This is a genomic window from Rhizobium sp. 2MFCol3.1 (genome assembly GCF_000377565.1).
Classification (GTDB): domain Bacteria; phylum Pseudomonadota; class Alphaproteobacteria; order Rhizobiales; family Rhizobiaceae; genus Rhizobium.
Window position 1 is genome coordinate 1 of the sequence record NZ_KB898381.1, and the last position, 17,066, is coordinate 17,066.

Sequence of the window (17,066 nt, forward strand, 5' to 3'; positions counted from 1 at the left end):
CCCTATGATGACGACAGCGGCAAGCATCGCGGCAGGCGCAGGATCCAGGGCGGTCGCGAAAGGCTGCGCAAGAGCCTGTTCATGTGCGCTTTCACCGCCAGCCGGCACAATCCGGATCTGGCGGCCTTCTACAAGCGGTTGCGCGGCAACGGCAAGGAGCACCTGTGCGCGGTCATCGCGGTCGCCAGAAAACTCGTCATTCTCGCCAACACCATCCTCACCAGGCAGACCGAATGGACGCCGAAATATGTGAATGGATGAGACATGGTTGCTCCCCGCTGGGGAGAAGAGACTCGGGGTTCGCCGCTCGCGCCAACCTCCCCTTCTCCCCAGCGGGGAGAAGGTGGCCCGAAGGGTCGGATGAGGGGGCCGCACCCACTGACCTATCGATAGCCGCGCGCTCCCCTAGCCCCACTCAAGCGTGCGCCGACTCCCACCCCAGCATCGCCCGCTTGCGCGTCAGCCCCCAGTGATAGCCCGTCAGCGCCCCGCTCTTGCCGAGCGCCCGGTGACACGGCACAACGAACGAGATCGGGTTGGCGCCCACCGCCGCCCCCACCGCCCGCATCGCCGTCGGTCGGCCGATATCGCTGGCGATGTCGCTATAGGTGACCGCCTTGCCGAACGGAATCTTCAGGAGGCTCTCCCAGACCTGAACCTGGAAATCAGTGCCGATCAGCACCACGCGCAACGGCTGCTCGGACGTCCAGCGGCCTGGCTCGAAGATGCGCGCGGCGTAAGGTGCCGTCGCCTCGCGATCCTCGACATAGTCGGCGTTTGGCCAGCGGCAGGTCATGTCCTTGAGGCAGGCCGCCTCGCCGCCGATGTCGGCGAAGGCAAGGCCGGCTAGGCCGCGGTCGGTCGCCATGACCAGCGCGATGCCGAAGGGCGACGGGTGAAAACCGTAGCGGATCGTGAGACCACCGCCGCGCGCCTTCCATTCGCCGGGAGACATCGCCTCGTGCGTCACGAAGAGATCGTGCAGCCGCCCGGGGCCGGAGAGGCCGACCTCGAAGGAGGTCTCCAGCAACGGCAGCTCTTCCTTGCGCAGCAACCGCTTGGCATGATCGAGCGTCACCGCCTGCAGGAAGGCCTTGGGCGAAAGGCCGGCCCAGCGGGTGAAGGTCTTTTGCAGCTGCGTCGGCGATTGGTTGAGGCGCATGGCGATCGCTTCCAGCGACGGCTGCTCACGGTAATCCTCGGTGATCAGCTCGATCACCTGGCGGACGGTCTCGTAGTCGGGACCATCGGGCGTGATGTCTTGGTTCAGCTTGGCTACCATGTTCATGATCTTTCTCCTTGTCACAAGGAGATAGTCAAGCGGCATCGTTGAAGCCACCCGATTCTTGCGCCTGAATTAGATGATTATCAGATACGCTGCTTGACCGTCGCCAGCGCCCGCTTGAACGCCTTGGCGAAGCTCTCGCGGTCATCGGGATTGAGAAAGCCGCCGATATCCGTCGCCCGCCCCTGTCCATAGATATGCATGGAGAGGATGCCGATCTCGTCGTGGCGGCGCACGGAAAAGCGCGTCCAGAACGGATTGAAGTGATGCTCGACCGTGCGCCCCGAGGGCGCGATCTTGCGCACCGCGATATCGGTACGCGACACGGTCACCATCTCGCGCGCCCTGGCCGAGCGATAGTTCAGCCGGAAGGCGCTGTAGAGCAGCAGGAAATCGAGGCCGAAGAAGAAGCCGATCGGCCAGGCGCCGGTAGCGATGAAGAACAGGCCGTAGAGCAGGCAAACGCCACCCGACAGCAGCAGGAGCACCCTGAACCCCTTGCGGCCGAGAGACCGGTGGGGAAAGAGCTCGGCTGAAAACACGGGCTGGTCCAAAACCGCCTGCTGACCAGCGCTGTCGGCGTTGCTTTCCATCATGGCTGCCGAGTATAGATTGTCCATGTCCAGTCCGAAACTCAAATCCTCCGCCACATCGTCGCAGCCCGAAAAACCTGTCGTTCGCCGCAAGAAGAAGGCGAGCGTCCGCTCCGTCTATAGCGAGGCCGAGCGCGAGGAGATGTTCCGCCGCTTCTCCGTGCAGCGGCCGGAGCCGAAGGGCGAGCTGGAGCACTCCAACCCGTTCACGCTTGTTGTTGCCGTGGCGCTTTCGGCGCAGGCAACCGATGCCGGCGTCAACAAGGCGACGCGCGCGCTCTTCAAGGTGGCCGATACCCCGCAGAAGATGCTGGATCTCGGCGAGGAGAAAGTGCGTGATTACATCAAGACGATCGGCCTCTATCGCAACAAGGCGAAGAACGTGATTGCCCTGTCGCGCATGCTGGTCGATGTGTTCGGCGGCGTGGTGCCTCAGACGCGCGACGAGCTGGTGATGCTCCCAGGCGTCGGCCGCAAGACCGCCAATGTCGTGCTCTCCATGGCCTTCGGCCAGGCGACCATGGCTGTCGACACGCATATCTTCCGCATCGCCAACCGCATCAAGCTGGCGCCGGGCAAGACGCCGGACGAGGTGGAGGAGCGGCTGATGAAGGTGGTGCCCAAGCACTACCTCTACCACGCCCATCACTGGCTCATCCTGCACGGCCGCTACACCTGCAAGGCCCGTCGTGCCGAATGCGAGCACTGCGTCATCGCCGATCTCTGTCGCTCGCCCGAAAAAAGCTGCGACGTGCCTGCGCCGCTGGTCGAGCTGCCGCCGCAGGTGATCGGCGAGGCCGTCGAGTAAGGTCAGACCCGCACGCCGAGTTCCCTGCGCGAGAGCAGCTTGTGCAGATGCACCATCATGCCCGCGGCAAAGAGCGGCGTCAGCAGGTTGACGATCGGGATGGCCAGGAAAGCGGTGATCACGAGGCCGGCGAGAAACACCGTCGGCGCATGTTTCTGGCGGAAGAGCCGCGCCTCGGCGGGGGGGCGGAAACGCATGGCGGCGAACTCGAAGAATTCCCGCCCGAGCAGGTAGCCGTTGACCAGGAAGAAGGCGACGAGATTGACGCCGGGGATGAACAGCAGGAACAGCGCCACGATGTTGCCGACGATGACGACGCCGAGGAACTTGATCGAGCTCAGCATGGCCGGTCCGAGCGGCATGGCAGTGCCCGGCACGTCTTCAGGATAATCGCGCTTTTCCACCACGTCGGCGACATCGTCGAGAAACAATCCAGCGATCAGCGCGGTGACCGGCGACAGCAGAAGTGCCAGCCCCAACGCCAGCCCGATCCCCGCCATGATGGCGAAGACGAAGCCCAGCCAGCCTGCCCAATCAGGCATTGCGGGAAAGAAGCTGGCGATCCAGGGAAAGACGAAAGCCATGAAAGCGCTGCGCAGTGCCAGCCACAGGCCGATCAGCGCGAGCACGGTGAGCCCGAGCACCTTCCAGAACACCGACCGCGTTTCCGGGGCGAAAAGATTGGTGATGGAAAGGCGCGCCGCTTCGAGGATCATGGTGACGTCTCCGGTTGTGGCGATGATGTAGGAATCTGATCTTTGAACGGCAAGGCTGAAATTATTTCGCCGGATTGAGGGAATTGTTGTTCAAAAGCCTTTCATAATATATATTTAAATCAGCATCTAAGATTACTTGCAGGGCGCTCCGAATATTTGCGGACGCAAGGATTTGTTTCAAGCAGACAGGAAACATCACCCAAAATCGGGACAGCTGCCGTGGAAGACTTTGTTCAGAAGCTCCGCCAATACGCGAAATCCGGCACGCCCGCCGAACGTCGCATCGCAAAATATTTCACCGAACACTTGAGTGATCTTCCGTTCGAAACGGCAGCCTCGGTGGCCGACCGGCTGGACTTGAGCCCGATGACCGTCGGCCGCTTCCTGCGGGCGCTGGGCTATCAGGGGCTCGATAGCGTCAAGGTGCAGATCCGCGACGTCGCCGGTGTCTCGGCCACGCAGATGCAGGCCTCGATGTCGGAACTGCAGGTCGATGCCGCCGATGGCAAGCCGCTCGCCGTGCTGGTTGCCGAGCAGATCCAGGCGCTCCACCACATTTATCATCTCACCGGACAGCAGCACTGGAGCGACGCGGTGGCGATGATCCGCGCGGCAAGCGAGGTGTTCATCGCCACCCATGTCTCGCAAGCAAGTTTCGCCACGCATTTCAGCCAGCGGCTGACGCAAGCGCGCGATGGCGTGCATGCGCTCGACGGCAGCGGAAACCGCTTCGCCGAGCTCTTCGCGCGTGTCAGCGGCGAAGGCGCGCTGCTTGTGATCATCGACAGTCAGCGCTTCAAGAAGGCCCGTCTGCTAGCCCGTATCGCCCGGCGCTACGGATACAAGGTCGTGCTCATCAGCGCCCAGAGCGCCAACTGGGTGCTCGACCAGGCCAATCTCATCCTGCCGCTCCCTCCGACCCGGCCGGGCGAACTGGACAACCTGCCGCCGGTGATCGCGCTGCTCGATTGCCTGTCCTCGGCTGTTGTCAGCGCTGTCGGTGACGAAGCCGTCGCGCGCGCCAGCCGCATGACCGAATTCAGCGTCATGCTGGGCGAAGAGCCCAACCGGTAGCGATCCGAAATCTATTCCATCGCCTCGAGCTCGGCGCGATGGCGATACATGGCGAGCAGCCGGCGGTAATCGCGGTCGTAAAGCGCGCGCTTGCTCTCGTCGGGCACATGCACGTCGCCGCCGGGATACATGGCCGAACCCGCCGTGGCGAGGTCCGCGTGCAGGCCGCAGGCGACGGAGGCCGCCATCGCGGTTCCCAGAAGCACCGCCTCGTTCATCTTTGGAACCACCACCTTGCAGCCGGTCGCATCCGAATAGAGCTCCATCAGCACAGGGTTCTTCACATGCCCGCCGGCCACATGCAGCGTGTCGGGCGCGTAGCCATATTCCTTCATGCGCTCGAGGATATGACGGATGCCGAGCGCTATCGCCACGCCGGTGCGCCAGTAGAGCGCGCAGAGCCCGTCGAACGATGTGTCGAGCGTCAGACCGCTGACGGCGCCGACCGCGTGCGGGTCGGCAAGCGGCGATCGGTTGCCGTGGAAATCGGGCAGCACGAAAATCCTGGCGCCGAAGGCATCGCCCTCCTCCGAACGCAACTGCGATATCCGCGACACGATCTTCTGGTGCAGTGCCGCCGTCGGCTCGCCGCCGGCCGCATGCATCCGGACGACATGGTCGAGCAGAGCCCCCGTCGCAGACTGCCCGGCCTCGACGAGCCAGGTGCCGGGGAATACGGCTTCGTAATAGGGTCCCCACATGCCGTGGCTTGGGCGTCGCTTGCGCGAAAACGAAACGATGCAGCTCGACGTGCCGGCGATCAGCGCCAGCTGTCGTTCCAGCCGTTCCGGATCATGCGCGTCGCCGCCGAGCGTTCCGAGCGCGCCGGCATAGGCGTCGATCATGCCGGAGGAGACGTGACAGGCCGTGGTGAGCCCTAGCGCCGAGGCCGCCTCCTTCGTCAGCGTGCCGACGCTGCCGCCGACCTCGATCGTGTCGTCGGGCAGCTGCCCGCGCGCCTGCAGGTCGTCGAGGCCGATCTGCTCGAGAAAATCCTTGCGCCAGCCATCCTTGAGATGGGCCAGATAGTTCCACTTGGAGGTCAGCGTGCAGCGCGACCGCGCCAGCGAGCCGGTGGATTTCCAGGTCATGAAATCGGCGAGGTCGAAGAGATAGCCGGTATTCGCCCATGTGCCGGGCAGCTTCTTCTTCAGCCACATCAGCTTCGGCATTTCCATCTCGGGCGACATGAAATGCCCGGAATGCTCCAGCACCTCGTGGCCGGTCGCCGTGCAGAAATCCGCTTCCTTCAAAGCCCGGTGATCGAGCCAGACGATGGTGTCGAACCGACGCTCGCCGCCCGTCGACACGCTGATCTGCCCGCCATCGATATCCCGGACCACGAGCGAACAGGTACCATCGAAACCGATCGCGCCGATGCTCTCGGGTGCGGCGCCCGATTGCTCCATCGCGCGGCGCACGGCGATGCACACCGCCGACCATATATCCTCGGAATCGTGCTCGGCGTGGTTTTCGCGGGGCCGGTTCATGATGATCGGATGATCGGCCTTGCCCAGCAGCTGGCCGTGCGCATCGAAGACGCCGGCGCGTGCGCTGCCCGTGCCGATATCAACAGCAACCACATGCTGAGGCATTAAAGGTCGTTCCCGTCCCGCTGATGTTTTTTGATAAGGTGGATCAAATCCGGCATGACGTCAAACGTAGCGTCGGGGGAAAGGCGGTCAAGTTCGTCGCGATAGCCGGCGAAGTTGGCATGCGAGCCGCCGGTGAAGGCAAAGACGGTCATGCCGGCGGCCTTGGCGGCCTCGATGCCGGCGGGGCTGTCCTCGATCACCACGCAGTTGGCGGGATCGACCTGCATCTGGCTTGCCGCATGCAGAAAGAGATCCGGCGCCGGCTTGCCGTTCTTCACCATCGAGGCGCTGAAGATATTGGGCAGCCGGTCGATCAGCCCGGTGACGGTCAGCGACAGACGGATACGCTCGACTTGGCTCGACGAGGCGACGCAGCAGGGAATGTCGAGCGCGTCGATCGTATCCGCGATGCCTGCGATTGGCTTCAGCTCGGTGCGGAAGCGCGCGTAGAGATCGGTGCGGATCTGCTCCAGAAAGGCTTCGCCGGGATGGACGTTATATTCCGTCTTCATCGTCTCGATCACGGTCGCGAGGCTGCGTCCGAGAAAGCGGCCATACACCTCGTCCTCGGTGATCGGCACGTTGAGATCGTTCATGGCCTTGACGAGAACGGTGACAGAGATCGGCTCGCTGTCGACGAGGACGCCGTCGCAGTCGAAGATCACAAGCCGTGTTTCAGCATCAGCCATGACACATCCAATCAGGGTTCAAGACATTGCAGGCAGAGGTGGGTGGATAGCGGCGGGGAACGCCCGCCGCTTGATGCTTATGCCGCGAGCTTGTTGTCGAGGTAAAGCTGCAGCGTCTCGCGCGTACCCTTTTCCCACAGCGTCTTCAGCGCATGCGCGAAGCGCTTGCGGAAGAGCTCCGACTTGGCGACCTCGCCGAAGATGTCGTCGAAGGCGAGGAACGCCATCGGGTCGTCCTTGGCCTTGATCGCCGCGGCATGCAGCCGGTCGGCGCTGGCATCGTTGAAGACGATGTCCTGGCCGGTATCGGTCTTGCCGGCGAAGTAGCGGCACCAGAGAGCCGAAACCAGCGACAGGCCGATCACGTCGCGACCCTGGTTCAGGTTGTCGAGCGTGGACGGCAGGATGAACTTCGGCTGGCGGTTGGAGCCGTCCTGCGCCAAGCGCGGGATGGTGTCGGCGATCTTCGGGTTGAGAAGGCGATGCTCGATCAGCGCGAAATAGTCCGTCAGCGAGGTGTTCGGCACCGGCGGCACGATCGGGATGATCTCGTCCTTCTCGAGCTTGGCGAGGAAGGCGCGGATCAGCGGATCTTCCATCGAGTCGTGCACGAAGTGGATGTCCATCAGCGCCGCCGGATAAGCGATCGCCGCATGGCCGCCGTTGAGGATGCGGATCTTCATGTGCTCGTAGGGCGTAACATCGGGCACGAAGGTGACGCCGACATTCTCCAGCGCCGGACGACCGGCAGTGAACTTGTCTTCCAGCACCCACTGCTTGAACTCTTCGCAATAGACGGGCCAGTTGTCCTCGATATCGAAGACGTCCTTCAAGAGGTCGATCTCGCGCTGGCCGGTGGCCGGCGTGATGCGGTCGACCATGGCGTTCGGGAAGGCGACATTGGCCTTGATCCACTCTGCGAAGGCGGGATCCGACAGCGCCGCCGTGCCGACCACGGCGTTGCGGGTGACGACACCGTTGTGCGGAATATTATCGCACGACATGACGGTGAACGGCACGAGGCCCTTGTCCTTGCGCGCCTTGAGACCCGCAACGATCAGGCCGAAGACGGTCTTCGGATCGGCGGGGTTCTTGCCGTCGGCCGCGATTGCCGGATGATCAGGATTGAACTTGCCGGAGGCGTCGATGAAATAGCCACCCTCGGTGATCGTCATCGAGACGATGCGGATCTCCGGATCGGCGAGCTTTGCGATGATGGTCTTTGCATCGCCAACGGGCAGGATGTCGATCATCGGCGCGGTCACACGCGCCGAGGTCTTGTTGTTGTCCTGCTCGACGACAGTCGTCAGGAAGTCCTGGGCAGCGAGCTTGTCGCGCATGGCGGCATCGGACGGCAGGATGCCGGCGCCGATGATTGCCCAGTCGTGAGCTTCGCCCTTGTTGAACAGGTCGTCGAGATAGATTGCCTGGTGGGCGCGGTGGAAGTTGCCGACGCCGAAGTGCACGATGCCCGCCTTCAGCGACGCCCGCTCATAGGCCGGTACGGCGGCTGTCTTAGCCGCGTCGGAAAGCGTTGCCAGCGATAGTTTGCACGTCATGTCTCAGTCCTCTTGAAGGTCTTCAGGGTCTAAAGACCCCGGTACTGGCGCGCCGGGCACCTCGTCCGGCACGCGCACTCTTCCCCACCCCGGATGCCTCGTTAGATGGCGAGGCCCTGCTCGTTGAACCTGTGAATGCGGGCCTTGTCTGCGGTCAGGTAAACGGTGTCGCCGGCCTTGGCCGGGAAGCTGCCGTCGCCGCGCGCCGTCATCTGGCCAATGCCCTCGACGTTGACATGCAGGAAGGTGTCGGAGCCGAGGTGTTCGGCGACCACGACCTTGCCCTTCCATTCGCCGCTCTCCATCGAAAGCTGGATATGTTCGGGGCGCACACCCAGCGTCTGCGAGCCCTGCGGCACGAAGTTCATCTTCGGTGAGCCGATGAAGCCGGCGACGAAGAGATTGCGCGGCTTGGAGTAGAGCTCCATCGGCGAGCCGACCTGCTCGATATTGCCGCGGTTCAGCACCACGATCTTGTCTGCCATGGTCATGGCTTCGACCTGGTCGTGGGTGACGTAGATCATCGTCGTCTTCAGCTGCTGGTGCAGCTCGCTGATCTCGAGACGCATGTTGACGCGCAGCGCCGCATCGAGGTTCGACAGCGGTTCGTCGAACAGGAAGGCCGAGGGCTGGCGCACGATGGCGCGACCAATCGCGACACGCTGGCGCTGGCCGCCCGAGAGCGCGCGCGGCTTGCGGTCGAGATAGTCGGTAAGGTTGAGGACGCGGGCTGCGTCCGCCACCTTCTTGTCGATCTCGGGCTTTGCCATGCCCGCCATCTTCAGCGGGAAGGCGATGTTGCTGCGCACGCTCATATGCGGGTAGAGCGCGTAGGACTGGAACACCATGGCGAGCCGGCGTTCGGATGGCGCGCTCTCGGTGGCGTCCTTGCCGTCGATCACGATCTTGCCGCCGCTGACATCCTCAAGCCCTGCGATCAGACGCAAGAGCGTGGACTTGCCGCAGCCCGACGGGCCGACGAAGACGACGAATTCGCCGTCCTTGATTTCGAGATCGATCGAAGGGATGACCTTGGCTTCGCCGAAGACCTTCGAAACTGTCTGAAGGGTAATGCTGCCCATGTTTCTCTCCCTTGTTTCTTATTTCACCGCGCCGAACGTCAGGCCGCGGACGAGTTGTTTCTGGCTGAACCAGCCGAGGATCAGGATCGGGGCGATTGCCATGGTCGATGCTGCCGAAAGCTTGGCGTAGAAAAGTCCTTCCGGGCTGGAATAGGAAGCGATGAACGTCGTCAGCGGCGCAGCCTTGGAGGCCGTGAGGTTGAGCGTCCAGAAGGCTTCGTTCCAGGACAGGATGATGTTGAGAAGAAGCGTCGAGGCGATGCCCGGCACCGCCATCGGCGTCAGCACGTAGATGATTTCCTTGCTGAGCGAGGCGCCATCCATGCGCGCCGCCTCAAGGATCTCACCGGGGATTTCCTTGAAGTAGGTGTAGAGCATCCAGATGATGATCGGCAGGTTGATCAGCATCAGCACCACGACGAGGCCGATGCGGCTGTCGAGCAGGCCGGTGTTGCGGAACATGAGATAAATCGGGATCAACGCGCCGACTGCCGGCATCATCTTCGTCGACAGCATCCACATCAAGACGTCCTTGGTCCGCTTGGTCGGCGAGAACGCCATCGCCCAGGCGGAAGGTACCGCGATGATCAGGCCGAGCAGCGTCGAGCCGAAGGAGATGATCACCGAGTTCAGGAAGTGGCTGAAGTAGTTCGATCGGCTCTGCACCTCCAGATAGTTCTCCGTCGTCCAGTGGAAGAGCAGGAACTGCGGCGGCGATGCGATGGCGTCGGCTTCCGACTTGAAGCTTGTCAGAAAGGTCCAAAGGATCGGGAAGAAGAGCACGATGCCGATGGTCCAGGCGACCGCCGTGACGATCACCTTGCGCTGGGTTGTGATGCGTCTGGCCATCTCAAGTCTCCAGGTTCTTGCCGACGATGCGGACGAGGAAGATAGCAACGATATTGGCGAGGATGACCGCGATGATACCGCCCGCCGAAGCGCCGCCGATGTCGAACTGCAGGAGTGCCCTGTTATAGACGAGGTAGGTCAGGTTCGTGCTGCTCGTGCCCGGGCCGCCATTGGTGGTGACGAGGATTTCGGCGAAGACCGACAGCAGGAAGATCGTCTCGATCAGGATGACGACGGTGATCGCGCGCGCCATGTGCGGCAGGATGATGTAGACGAACTGCGAGAAGAAGCCCGCGCCATCCATCTCGGCCGCTTCCTTCTGCTCTTCCGACAGCGACTGCAGCGCGGTCAAGAGGATCAGCGTGGCGAAGGGAAGCCACTGCCAGGCGACGATCAGGATGATCGAAAACAGCGGCATGTTGGCGAGCCAATCGACCGGCTGCGCGCCGAAGACGCGCCAGATATAGGCGAACAACCCGTTGACCGGGTTCATGAACATGTTCTTCCACACCAGCGCTGCAACGGTCGGCATGATGAAGAACGGCGCGATCACGAGAATGCGCACGATCCCCTGGCCGAACATCGGCTGGTCGAGCAGAAGCGCCAGCGCGATGCCGCCGACGATGGTGATGACGAGGACGCTCAAGACCAGCACGAGCGTATTGATCAACGCGTCGAAGAAGGCCGGGTCCGTCAGGAAGAATTCGTAATTGAGGAAGCCGAGGAAGCGATTGTCGCTCGGCATCAACAGATTGTAGTCGATGAACGAGAAGTAGATCGTCATCACGAGCGGGACGATCATCCACGCGAAGAGCAGGAGCACCGAAGGTGCCATCATCATGCGCGCCGCGGAGCGGGTGTGTAACGTTGCCATGGTTCACCGTCTTTTCTGAAAGCGGATGGCTGCAAGGCCTTAGGGACAAAAAGGGCCGCCGATGCAGTTCGGGCAATTCGGCGGCCTAGGGGTGCGGCGTGCAGGCGCACGCCGCATGTCTCGGGAGGCTTACTTGGGGTAACCCGCCTTCGTCATTTCGCGGGTCGTCAGCTGCTGAGCGCTCTGCAGGGCCTGATCGACGGAGATCTGACCGGCGACAGCTGCCGAGAACTGCTGGCCGACGGCCGTACCGATGCCCTGGAATTCAGGGATCGCGACGAACTGGCCACCGGTGTAAGGCACCGGCTTGACGGTCGGCTTCTGCGTGTCGGCTGCCTTCATCGCATCAAGCGTCTTGGCGGCGAACGGAGCGGCCTTCTGGTAGTCGGCGTTTTCGTAGAGCGAGGTGCGCGTGCCCGGAGGAACGTTTGCCCAGCCTTCCTTGCTTGCAACCAGATCGCCGTAAGCCTTGTCGGTCGCCCAGGCGACGAACTTCTGCGCGGCTTCAGCCTTGGTCGACGTTGCCGGGATCGCGAGGTTCCAAGACCACAGCCAGTTGCCGTGGTTCTTCATCTCGCCCTTGGTCGGGAACAGGGCGTAACCGACCTTGTCGGCAACCTTCGATTCCTTCGGGTTGGAAACGAACGAAGCGGCGACCGTCGCGTCGATCCACATGCCGCACTTGCCGGTCTGGAAGAGCGCCAGGTTTTCGTTGAAGCCGTTCGAGGATGCACCGGGAGGGCCGGCTTCCTTCATCAGGTTGACGTAGAAGCCAAGCGCTTCCTTCCACTCGGGGCTGTCGAACTGGGGCTTCCAGTTTTCGTCGAACCAGCGGCCGCCGAAGGAGTTGTCGAGCGCGGTGATGAACGCCATGTTCTCACCCCAGCCGGCCTTGCCGCGAAGGCACATGCCGTAGACTTCGCCGCTCTTGTCGGTGATCTTCTTCGCCGCATCGGCGATGAAGTCCCAGGTCGGCGCGTCGGGCATCTTCAGACCGGCCTTTTCGAAGAGGTCGGTGCGATACATGATCATCGCGCTTTCGCCGTAGAACGGCACGGCGTAGAGCTTGCTGTCGACGGTCAGCGCAGCGCTGATCGCGGGCAGCAGATCCTTGGCGTCATACTTGTCGCCGAGGTTGTCGAGCGGCAGAAGCCAGCCCTGCTTGGCCCAGATCGGCACTTCGTAGTTGCCGATCGTCAGAACGTCGTACTGGCCGCCCTTGGTCGCGATATCGGTCGTGACCTTCTGGCGCAGCACGTTTTCTTCGAGCGTTACCCACTCGAGATCGATGCCGGGGTTCTTTGCCTTGAAGTCATCCGTGAGCTTCTGCATGCGGACCATGTCGCCGTTGTTGACGGTCGCGATCGTCAGCGTTTCAGCCGAAGCCATGCCCGCGAACGCCAGGACGGAGCAGGCGCCGAGCAGAAAAGTTTTAAATGTCATGATCTTCCTCCCAGAAGATGTTAGCGAGCATTCGCTTTGCTCATGGGCAATTACTCAATGGCAGACGACAAATGTCAAGCTCCAATCGTTGCTGCAGCCGCGAAACGATGAGCTATCCTGCTGATTCAAAAGGAAATAAATTTTTGCCCACTAGGTGAGCAAATACTCGGCCACCTCTTCATCGGTGATCAAACCGTTGATCTGATGACCGGTAACGGCCGCCTTGATTGCCTTCATCTTGCGCTTGCCCTTGCCGATTCCGATGACCACCGAGGTCTCGCGCGAGGGGATCGGAGCGGACGCGACGCGCTCGTTGATCGGGTTGTCGAGCAGCTTGCCTTCGCTGTCGAAAATCCAGCCGCAGATCTCGCCGACGGCGCCATTGTCCATCAGCTCCATCATCTCGCCCTTCTCGAGGAAGCCGTCGACGCAGAGCGGTCCGTCGATGCCGAGTTCGCCGATACCGACGAAGGTCACGTCGGCCTGCGCGCTCATGTCGAGCGTCGAGCGCACCAGTTGCTGGGCATGCAATGTCTCGCGCTCTTCCGCCGAGGTGACCAGAACCGGCAGCGGCATCGGAAAATGCCGTGCTTTGACGGCGTCGGCCATGCTGAAAATGACGTTGTAATAGGCGGCCGAACCATCAGGCGCGATGTTGCCGGTGAGCGAGACGATGCGGTGGTTGATGCATTCGATCGCCGGCAGCTGATCGACCGCGGCCTTCAGCGTTCGTCCGGTTCCGACGGCGAGCACGATCGGGTCGGCCTTCTTCAGCCAGCGCTCGATCTCGGCCGCCGCCGCCTCGGCGATGCCGACGGTCGCGGCACCGGCGCCCGGATCGCTCGGCACGATATCCACCTGCCGCAGCCCGTATTTGTTGCGCACGGCATTGGCTAGCTCCAGACAGGCGGCGATCGGGTGATCGAGCCGCACCTTGATCAGTCGCTCGGCCACGGCAAGCGACACCAGCCGCTGCGCCGATTGTCGCGAAATCCCCATGGACGAGGCGATCTCGTCCTGCGTGCGCCCGGCCACGTAATAGAGCCAGCCGGCGCGCGCCGCGTCATCGAGACGACCAGAAGTTTCGGACCTTTTCACCATCGACTATCCATTGCGCGCGACTGGGCCGGCTTTCGCCGGCAAAGCATGTGGTTGAAGCTATGTTCGCGCCAGATCAAAACAAAATTCGGGCAAATGTCGAGTGCATTGAGAAATTGCGCAATCTATTTTAGTCCCGATGCAAGCAGTGGATGGTGCCGCACCCCGCCATCGCGCCGCCATCTTTGCCGGCAAAGCCATGCTTGACCTGACATCGAACACCGCGCTAACTGTGTCCTAGAGGGAAATATCGTGCGAATTCTGCTGGTTGAGGACGACAAGATGATTGGCGAGGCCGTGCGCGATCACGTCGCCGCGTCCTTCCATGCCGTCGATTGGGTGAAGAACCTCGCCGACGCGGAAGCCGCCACGGGTCCCGTCGAATACGGATTGGTGCTGCTCGACCTCAATCTTCCCGATGGCAGCGGCGTCGATTTCCTGCGCAAGCTGCGCAGCCGCGACATCCGCGCTCCCGTGATCATCCTTACCGCCCGCGACCAGATCTCCGACCGCATCGAGGGATTGAACGCCGGCGCCGACGACTATCTCGTCAAGCCCTTCAACCTTGGCGAGCTTGAAGCCCGCATCATGGCGGTGGCCCGCCGCTACGACGCCAACCCGCACCCGGTGGTGCAGATCGGCGATATCGAAATCAACCGGCCGCAGCACAAGCTCTCCGTCGACGGTGCCTCGGTCATCCTCACCAGCCGCGAATGGGCGGTGCTCGACCTCCTGACCGCGCGGCCCGGCGCGATCGTCTCCAAGGACCGCATCGAGGAGGCGCTCTACGCCTTCGGCTCGGAAATCGAGAGCAACACGGTCGAGGTCTATGTCAGCCGCCTGCGCAAGAAGATCGGCAAGGATCGCATCCGCACGGCGCGCGGCATCGGCTACACACTCGGATCACAATGAAGCGCGAACGCAGTATCACCCGCCCGCTCATCACCGCGCTGACCACGGTGATGGTTGTCTTCTGGCTCGTCGCCATCGGCCTCAGCATCCGCGTGATGCAGCATGAGTTCGACGAGATCTTCGACAGCGCCCAGCAGGAAACCACCGAACGCCTGCTGGCGCTGATCCTCGACGACATGGACCAGCGCGGCATCAGCGATCCGCATGGCGTCGCCATGCTGAACACATCAGCCAATCGGGAATATCTGACCTACCAGGTGCGCGACGCCTCCGGAAAAGTCGTGCTGCGCTCCAACGACGCCCTGTCGGAGCCCTTCCCGGCGCCGCTCGAGCCGGGCTTCTACGACAGCGACACGGCGCGCATCTATACGGAAAAGACATCCGACGGCACGCTCTTCCTGCAGGTCGCCGACCGCTTCAAGAACCGGCGCGAAGCCGTGCGCGAAAGCGCCGTCACCCTGCTCATCCCGCTGATCGCGCTGATCCCGGCCAGCATCTTCGCCATCTGGTTCATCGTCGGCCGCGCGCTGAAGCCGCTGGACACGCTGCGCCAGGATATCGGCACTAAGGACGGCGGCAACCTGGCGGCCTTGGAGAGCACCGGCCTGCCGAAGGAGCTGAAGCCGATCGCTCGCTCCGTCAACCTTCTGCTCGGGCGCCTGCGCTCCGCGCTTGAGGCCGAGCGCGAGTTTACCGCCAACAGCGCCCACGAACTCAGAACGCCGATCGCCGGTGCGCTCGCGCAGACGCAGCGTCTTGCCGAGGAACTGCCCCCCGGCCCGACACGCACCCGCGCCAACCAGATCGAGAGCTCGCTGGTCAATCTCGGGCGCCTCGCCGAAAAACTGTTGCAGCTTGCCCGCGCCGAGGCCGGCATCGGCGGCAGCGCCACGGCGACGGACCTTCGCCCGGTGCTCGACATGATCGTCACCGATTACGAACGCGACAGCCGCTCGCAGGGTCGCCTGCGCTACACCGCCGCGCCTGCGACAAAGCTGGTCCGCAACGCCGATATGGACGCCTTCGGCATCATCCTGCGCAACCTCATCGAAAACGCCTTGGTCCACGGCGACCCGGAGCTACCGGTCGATGTCAGCCTTGACGAGCATGGCGTCGTCCGCGTCGTCAATGGCGGACCTTTGGTAGCCGAAAGCGATATCGCGACGCTGAAGAAGCGCTTCCGGCGCGGCAATACCAGCGCATCGGGATCCGGCCTTGGCCTGGCAATCGCCGAGCGCATCGTCTCGCAGATGGGCGGAACGCTCGACCTGATGTCTCCCGCCAGCGGTAAAAACTCAGGCTTCGAGGCCCGCATCACGCTGCCTGCCTGATCAGGGTTTGGGCTTGCAAATCGCACCGAACGATGCGAGCAGATTCTAACCGTTTGGAACAAGCAGAATACGAATGATCATCTCCTTCGACATCGGCGGCTCGGCGATCAAGGGCGGCGTTGCCCTTTCCGAAACCGAGATCACGCCGCTCGGCCGCCGTCCTACCCCCCTCGATGATTTCGGCGCCTTCGTCGATACGCTCAGAACCTTCATCGCGGAGGCCGGCGGCACGCCGACACTGCTGTCGATCTCGATCGCCGGCGTCGTCGATCCCGATACGCAGCTGCTCACCTGCGCCAACATTCCCTGCATCCACCAGCGCACCATCGCCGCCGATCTCCAGGCCGAGCTCGGCGTGCCGGTGCTGGTCGCCAATGACGCCGACTGCTTCGCCATGGCCGAAGCCGGCCTTGGCGCCGGTCGCGGCCACCGCATCGTGCTCGGCGTCATCCTCGGCACCGGCGTCGGCGGCGGCGTGATCGCCAACGGCCGGCTGATCAACGAGGCGGGCGGCTTTGCCGGCGAATGGGGCCACGGCCCGATCGTCGCGCTGCGCGCAGGCCACCCGCCGGTCGAGATTCCGCATTATGCCTGCGGCTGCGGCCAGAGCGGCTGCGTCGATTCCGTCGGCGGCGCGCGCGGCATGGAACGCCTGCACAAGACGCTGCACGGCCTCGATTTCACCAGCGAGGAGATCATCGGCCAGTGGCTGCGCGGCGAGGAAAAAGCGACCCGCACGATCGACGTCTTTATCGATCTCCTCGCATCCCCCCTGGCGCTAACAGTCAACATCACCGGCGCCACCATCGTCCCCGTCGCCGGCGGCCTCTCCAATGTAGAGCCGCTGCTGGATGAACTCGACAAGGCCGTGCGCCAGCGCATCCTGCGCAAATTCGACCGACCGTTGGTCGTGCGCAGCGAATGCCGTGTTGAACCCGGGCTGATTGGGGCGGCGTTGCTGGGATTGAAGGCGGAAGCGGAGATGGTGGGGTAGAGGCTACCTAGGACAAAAGTCCCCTCCCCAACCCCTCCCCACAAGGGGGAGGGGCTCGCTGGGCGCGCCCTCTCTACGAAACAGAAACCTCTCAAAGATCGCCAGTTGCGCGACCTTGCGCGGACGGTGCCACGACTTAGCCCCTCCCCCTTGTGGGGAGGGGT

17 protein-coding genes are annotated in these 17,066 nt (G+C 62.9%); 6 read left to right on the top strand and 11 right to left on the bottom strand.

Annotated elements, in window-relative coordinates; translation table 11 throughout:
- A partial coding sequence (locus D460_RS34200; RefSeq protein ID WP_018900532.1) for a transposase occupies positions 1-261 on the top strand: 261 nt, incomplete at its 5' end.
- A gap of 154 nt (positions 262-415) precedes the next feature.
- Here D460_RS34200 and D460_RS0130630 read toward each other — a convergent pair.
- Both D460_RS0130630 and D460_RS0130635 read right to left on the bottom strand, forming a co-directional pair.
- Complete coding sequence (locus D460_RS0130630; RefSeq protein ID WP_018902437.1) at positions 416-1,288, bottom strand: bifunctional helix-turn-helix domain-containing protein/methylated-DNA--[protein]-cysteine S-methyltransferase; 873 nt, start codon at positions 1,286-1,288, stop codon at positions 416-418.
- A gap of 80 nt (positions 1,289-1,368) precedes the next feature.
- The gene (locus tag D460_RS0130635; RefSeq protein WP_026283719.1) at positions 1,369-1,881 is read right to left on the bottom strand and encodes a DUF2244 domain-containing protein; all 513 of its coding nucleotides are present in this window, start codon (positions 1,879-1,881) and stop codon (positions 1,369-1,371) included.
- On the opposite strand from D460_RS0130635, the gene nth reads away from it, so the two are divergent.
- The gene (gene nth, locus D460_RS0130640; protein ID WP_196809393.1) at positions 1,880-2,686 is read left to right on the top strand and encodes an endonuclease III; all 807 of its coding nucleotides are present in this window, start codon (positions 1,880-1,882) and stop codon (positions 2,684-2,686) included. The genes D460_RS0130635 and nth overlap by 2 nt on opposite strands.
- 2 nt (positions 2,687-2,688) lie before the next feature.
- On the opposite strand, the gene D460_RS0130645 is transcribed toward nth, so the two are convergent.
- The gene (locus D460_RS0130645) at positions 2,689-3,402 is read right to left on the bottom strand and encodes a sulfate transporter family protein (RefSeq protein WP_018902440.1); all 714 of its coding nucleotides are present in this window, start codon (positions 3,400-3,402) and stop codon (positions 2,689-2,691) included.
- A 219-nt stretch (positions 3,403-3,621) separates the two neighbouring features.
- Here D460_RS0130645 and D460_RS0130650 point away from each other — a divergent pair, with 219 nt between their 5' ends.
- Positions 3,622-4,476, top strand: coding sequence for a MurR/RpiR family transcriptional regulator (locus tag D460_RS0130650; protein ID WP_018902441.1), 855 nt, complete (start codon positions 3,622-3,624; stop codon positions 4,474-4,476).
- Positions 4,477-4,487: 11 nt separating this feature from the next.
- On the opposite strand, the gene D460_RS0130655 is transcribed toward D460_RS0130650, so the two are convergent.
- From D460_RS0130655 to D460_RS0130690, 8 genes are all read right to left on the bottom strand, one after another.
- The gene (locus D460_RS0130655) at positions 4,488-6,071 is read right to left on the bottom strand and encodes an FGGY-family carbohydrate kinase (RefSeq protein WP_018902442.1); all 1,584 of its coding nucleotides are present in this window, start codon (positions 6,069-6,071) and stop codon (positions 4,488-4,490) included.
- Positions 6,071-6,760, bottom strand: coding sequence for an HAD family hydrolase (locus D460_RS0130660; protein ID WP_018902443.1), 690 nt, complete (start codon positions 6,758-6,760; stop codon positions 6,071-6,073). Before D460_RS0130660 ends, D460_RS0130655 begins: the two co-directional genes overlap by 1 nt.
- 77 nt (positions 6,761-6,837) lie before the next feature.
- Positions 6,838-8,319: a mannitol dehydrogenase family protein gene (locus tag D460_RS0130665; protein WP_018902444.1), complete on the bottom strand. Its 1,482-nt coding sequence runs from the start codon at positions 8,317-8,319 to the stop codon at positions 6,838-6,840.
- Between the two features lie 101 nt (positions 8,320-8,420).
- On the bottom strand, positions 8,421-9,401 hold the full coding sequence (locus tag D460_RS0130670) for an ABC transporter ATP-binding protein (RefSeq protein ID WP_018902445.1): 981 nt from the start codon (positions 9,399-9,401) through the stop codon (positions 8,421-8,423).
- Between the two features lie 18 nt (positions 9,402-9,419).
- Entirely contained in the window at positions 9,420-10,250 is an 831-nt protein-coding gene (locus D460_RS0130675) for a carbohydrate ABC transporter permease (RefSeq protein WP_018902446.1), read from the bottom strand.
- A 1-nt stretch (position 10,251) separates the two neighbouring features.
- On the bottom strand, positions 10,252-11,124 hold the full coding sequence (locus D460_RS0130680) for a sugar ABC transporter permease (protein WP_026283720.1): 873 nt from the start codon (positions 11,122-11,124) through the stop codon (positions 10,252-10,254).
- A 129-nt stretch (positions 11,125-11,253) separates the two neighbouring features.
- A complete protein-coding gene (locus tag D460_RS0130685; RefSeq protein WP_018902448.1) occupies positions 11,254-12,567 on the bottom strand; it encodes a sugar ABC transporter substrate-binding protein in 1,314 nt (437 codons plus the stop codon).
- Positions 12,568-12,717: 150 nt separating this feature from the next.
- Entirely contained in the window at positions 12,718-13,668 is a 951-nt protein-coding gene (locus D460_RS0130690; RefSeq protein WP_018902449.1) for a sugar-binding transcriptional regulator, read from the bottom strand.
- 249 nt (positions 13,669-13,917) lie between these two features.
- Between D460_RS0130690 and D460_RS0130695 the strand changes: the two genes are divergently transcribed.
- The 3 genes from D460_RS0130695 to D460_RS0130705 all read left to right on the top strand — a co-directional run bounded on the left by D460_RS0130695 (position 13,918) and on the right by D460_RS0130705 (position 16,902).
- Entirely contained in the window at positions 13,918-14,577 is a 660-nt protein-coding gene (locus D460_RS0130695) for a response regulator (RefSeq protein ID WP_018902450.1), read from the top strand.
- The gene (locus D460_RS0130700) at positions 14,574-15,908 is read left to right on the top strand and encodes an ATP-binding protein (RefSeq protein WP_018902451.1); all 1,335 of its coding nucleotides are present in this window, start codon (positions 14,574-14,576) and stop codon (positions 15,906-15,908) included. The genes D460_RS0130695 and D460_RS0130700 overlap by 4 nt, the downstream gene beginning before the upstream one ends.
- Positions 15,909-15,981: 73 nt before the next feature.
- On the top strand, positions 15,982-16,902 hold the full coding sequence (locus D460_RS0130705) for an ROK family protein (protein WP_018902452.1): 921 nt from the start codon (positions 15,982-15,984) through the stop codon (positions 16,900-16,902).
- Positions 16,903-17,066 lie beyond the last annotated feature (164 nt).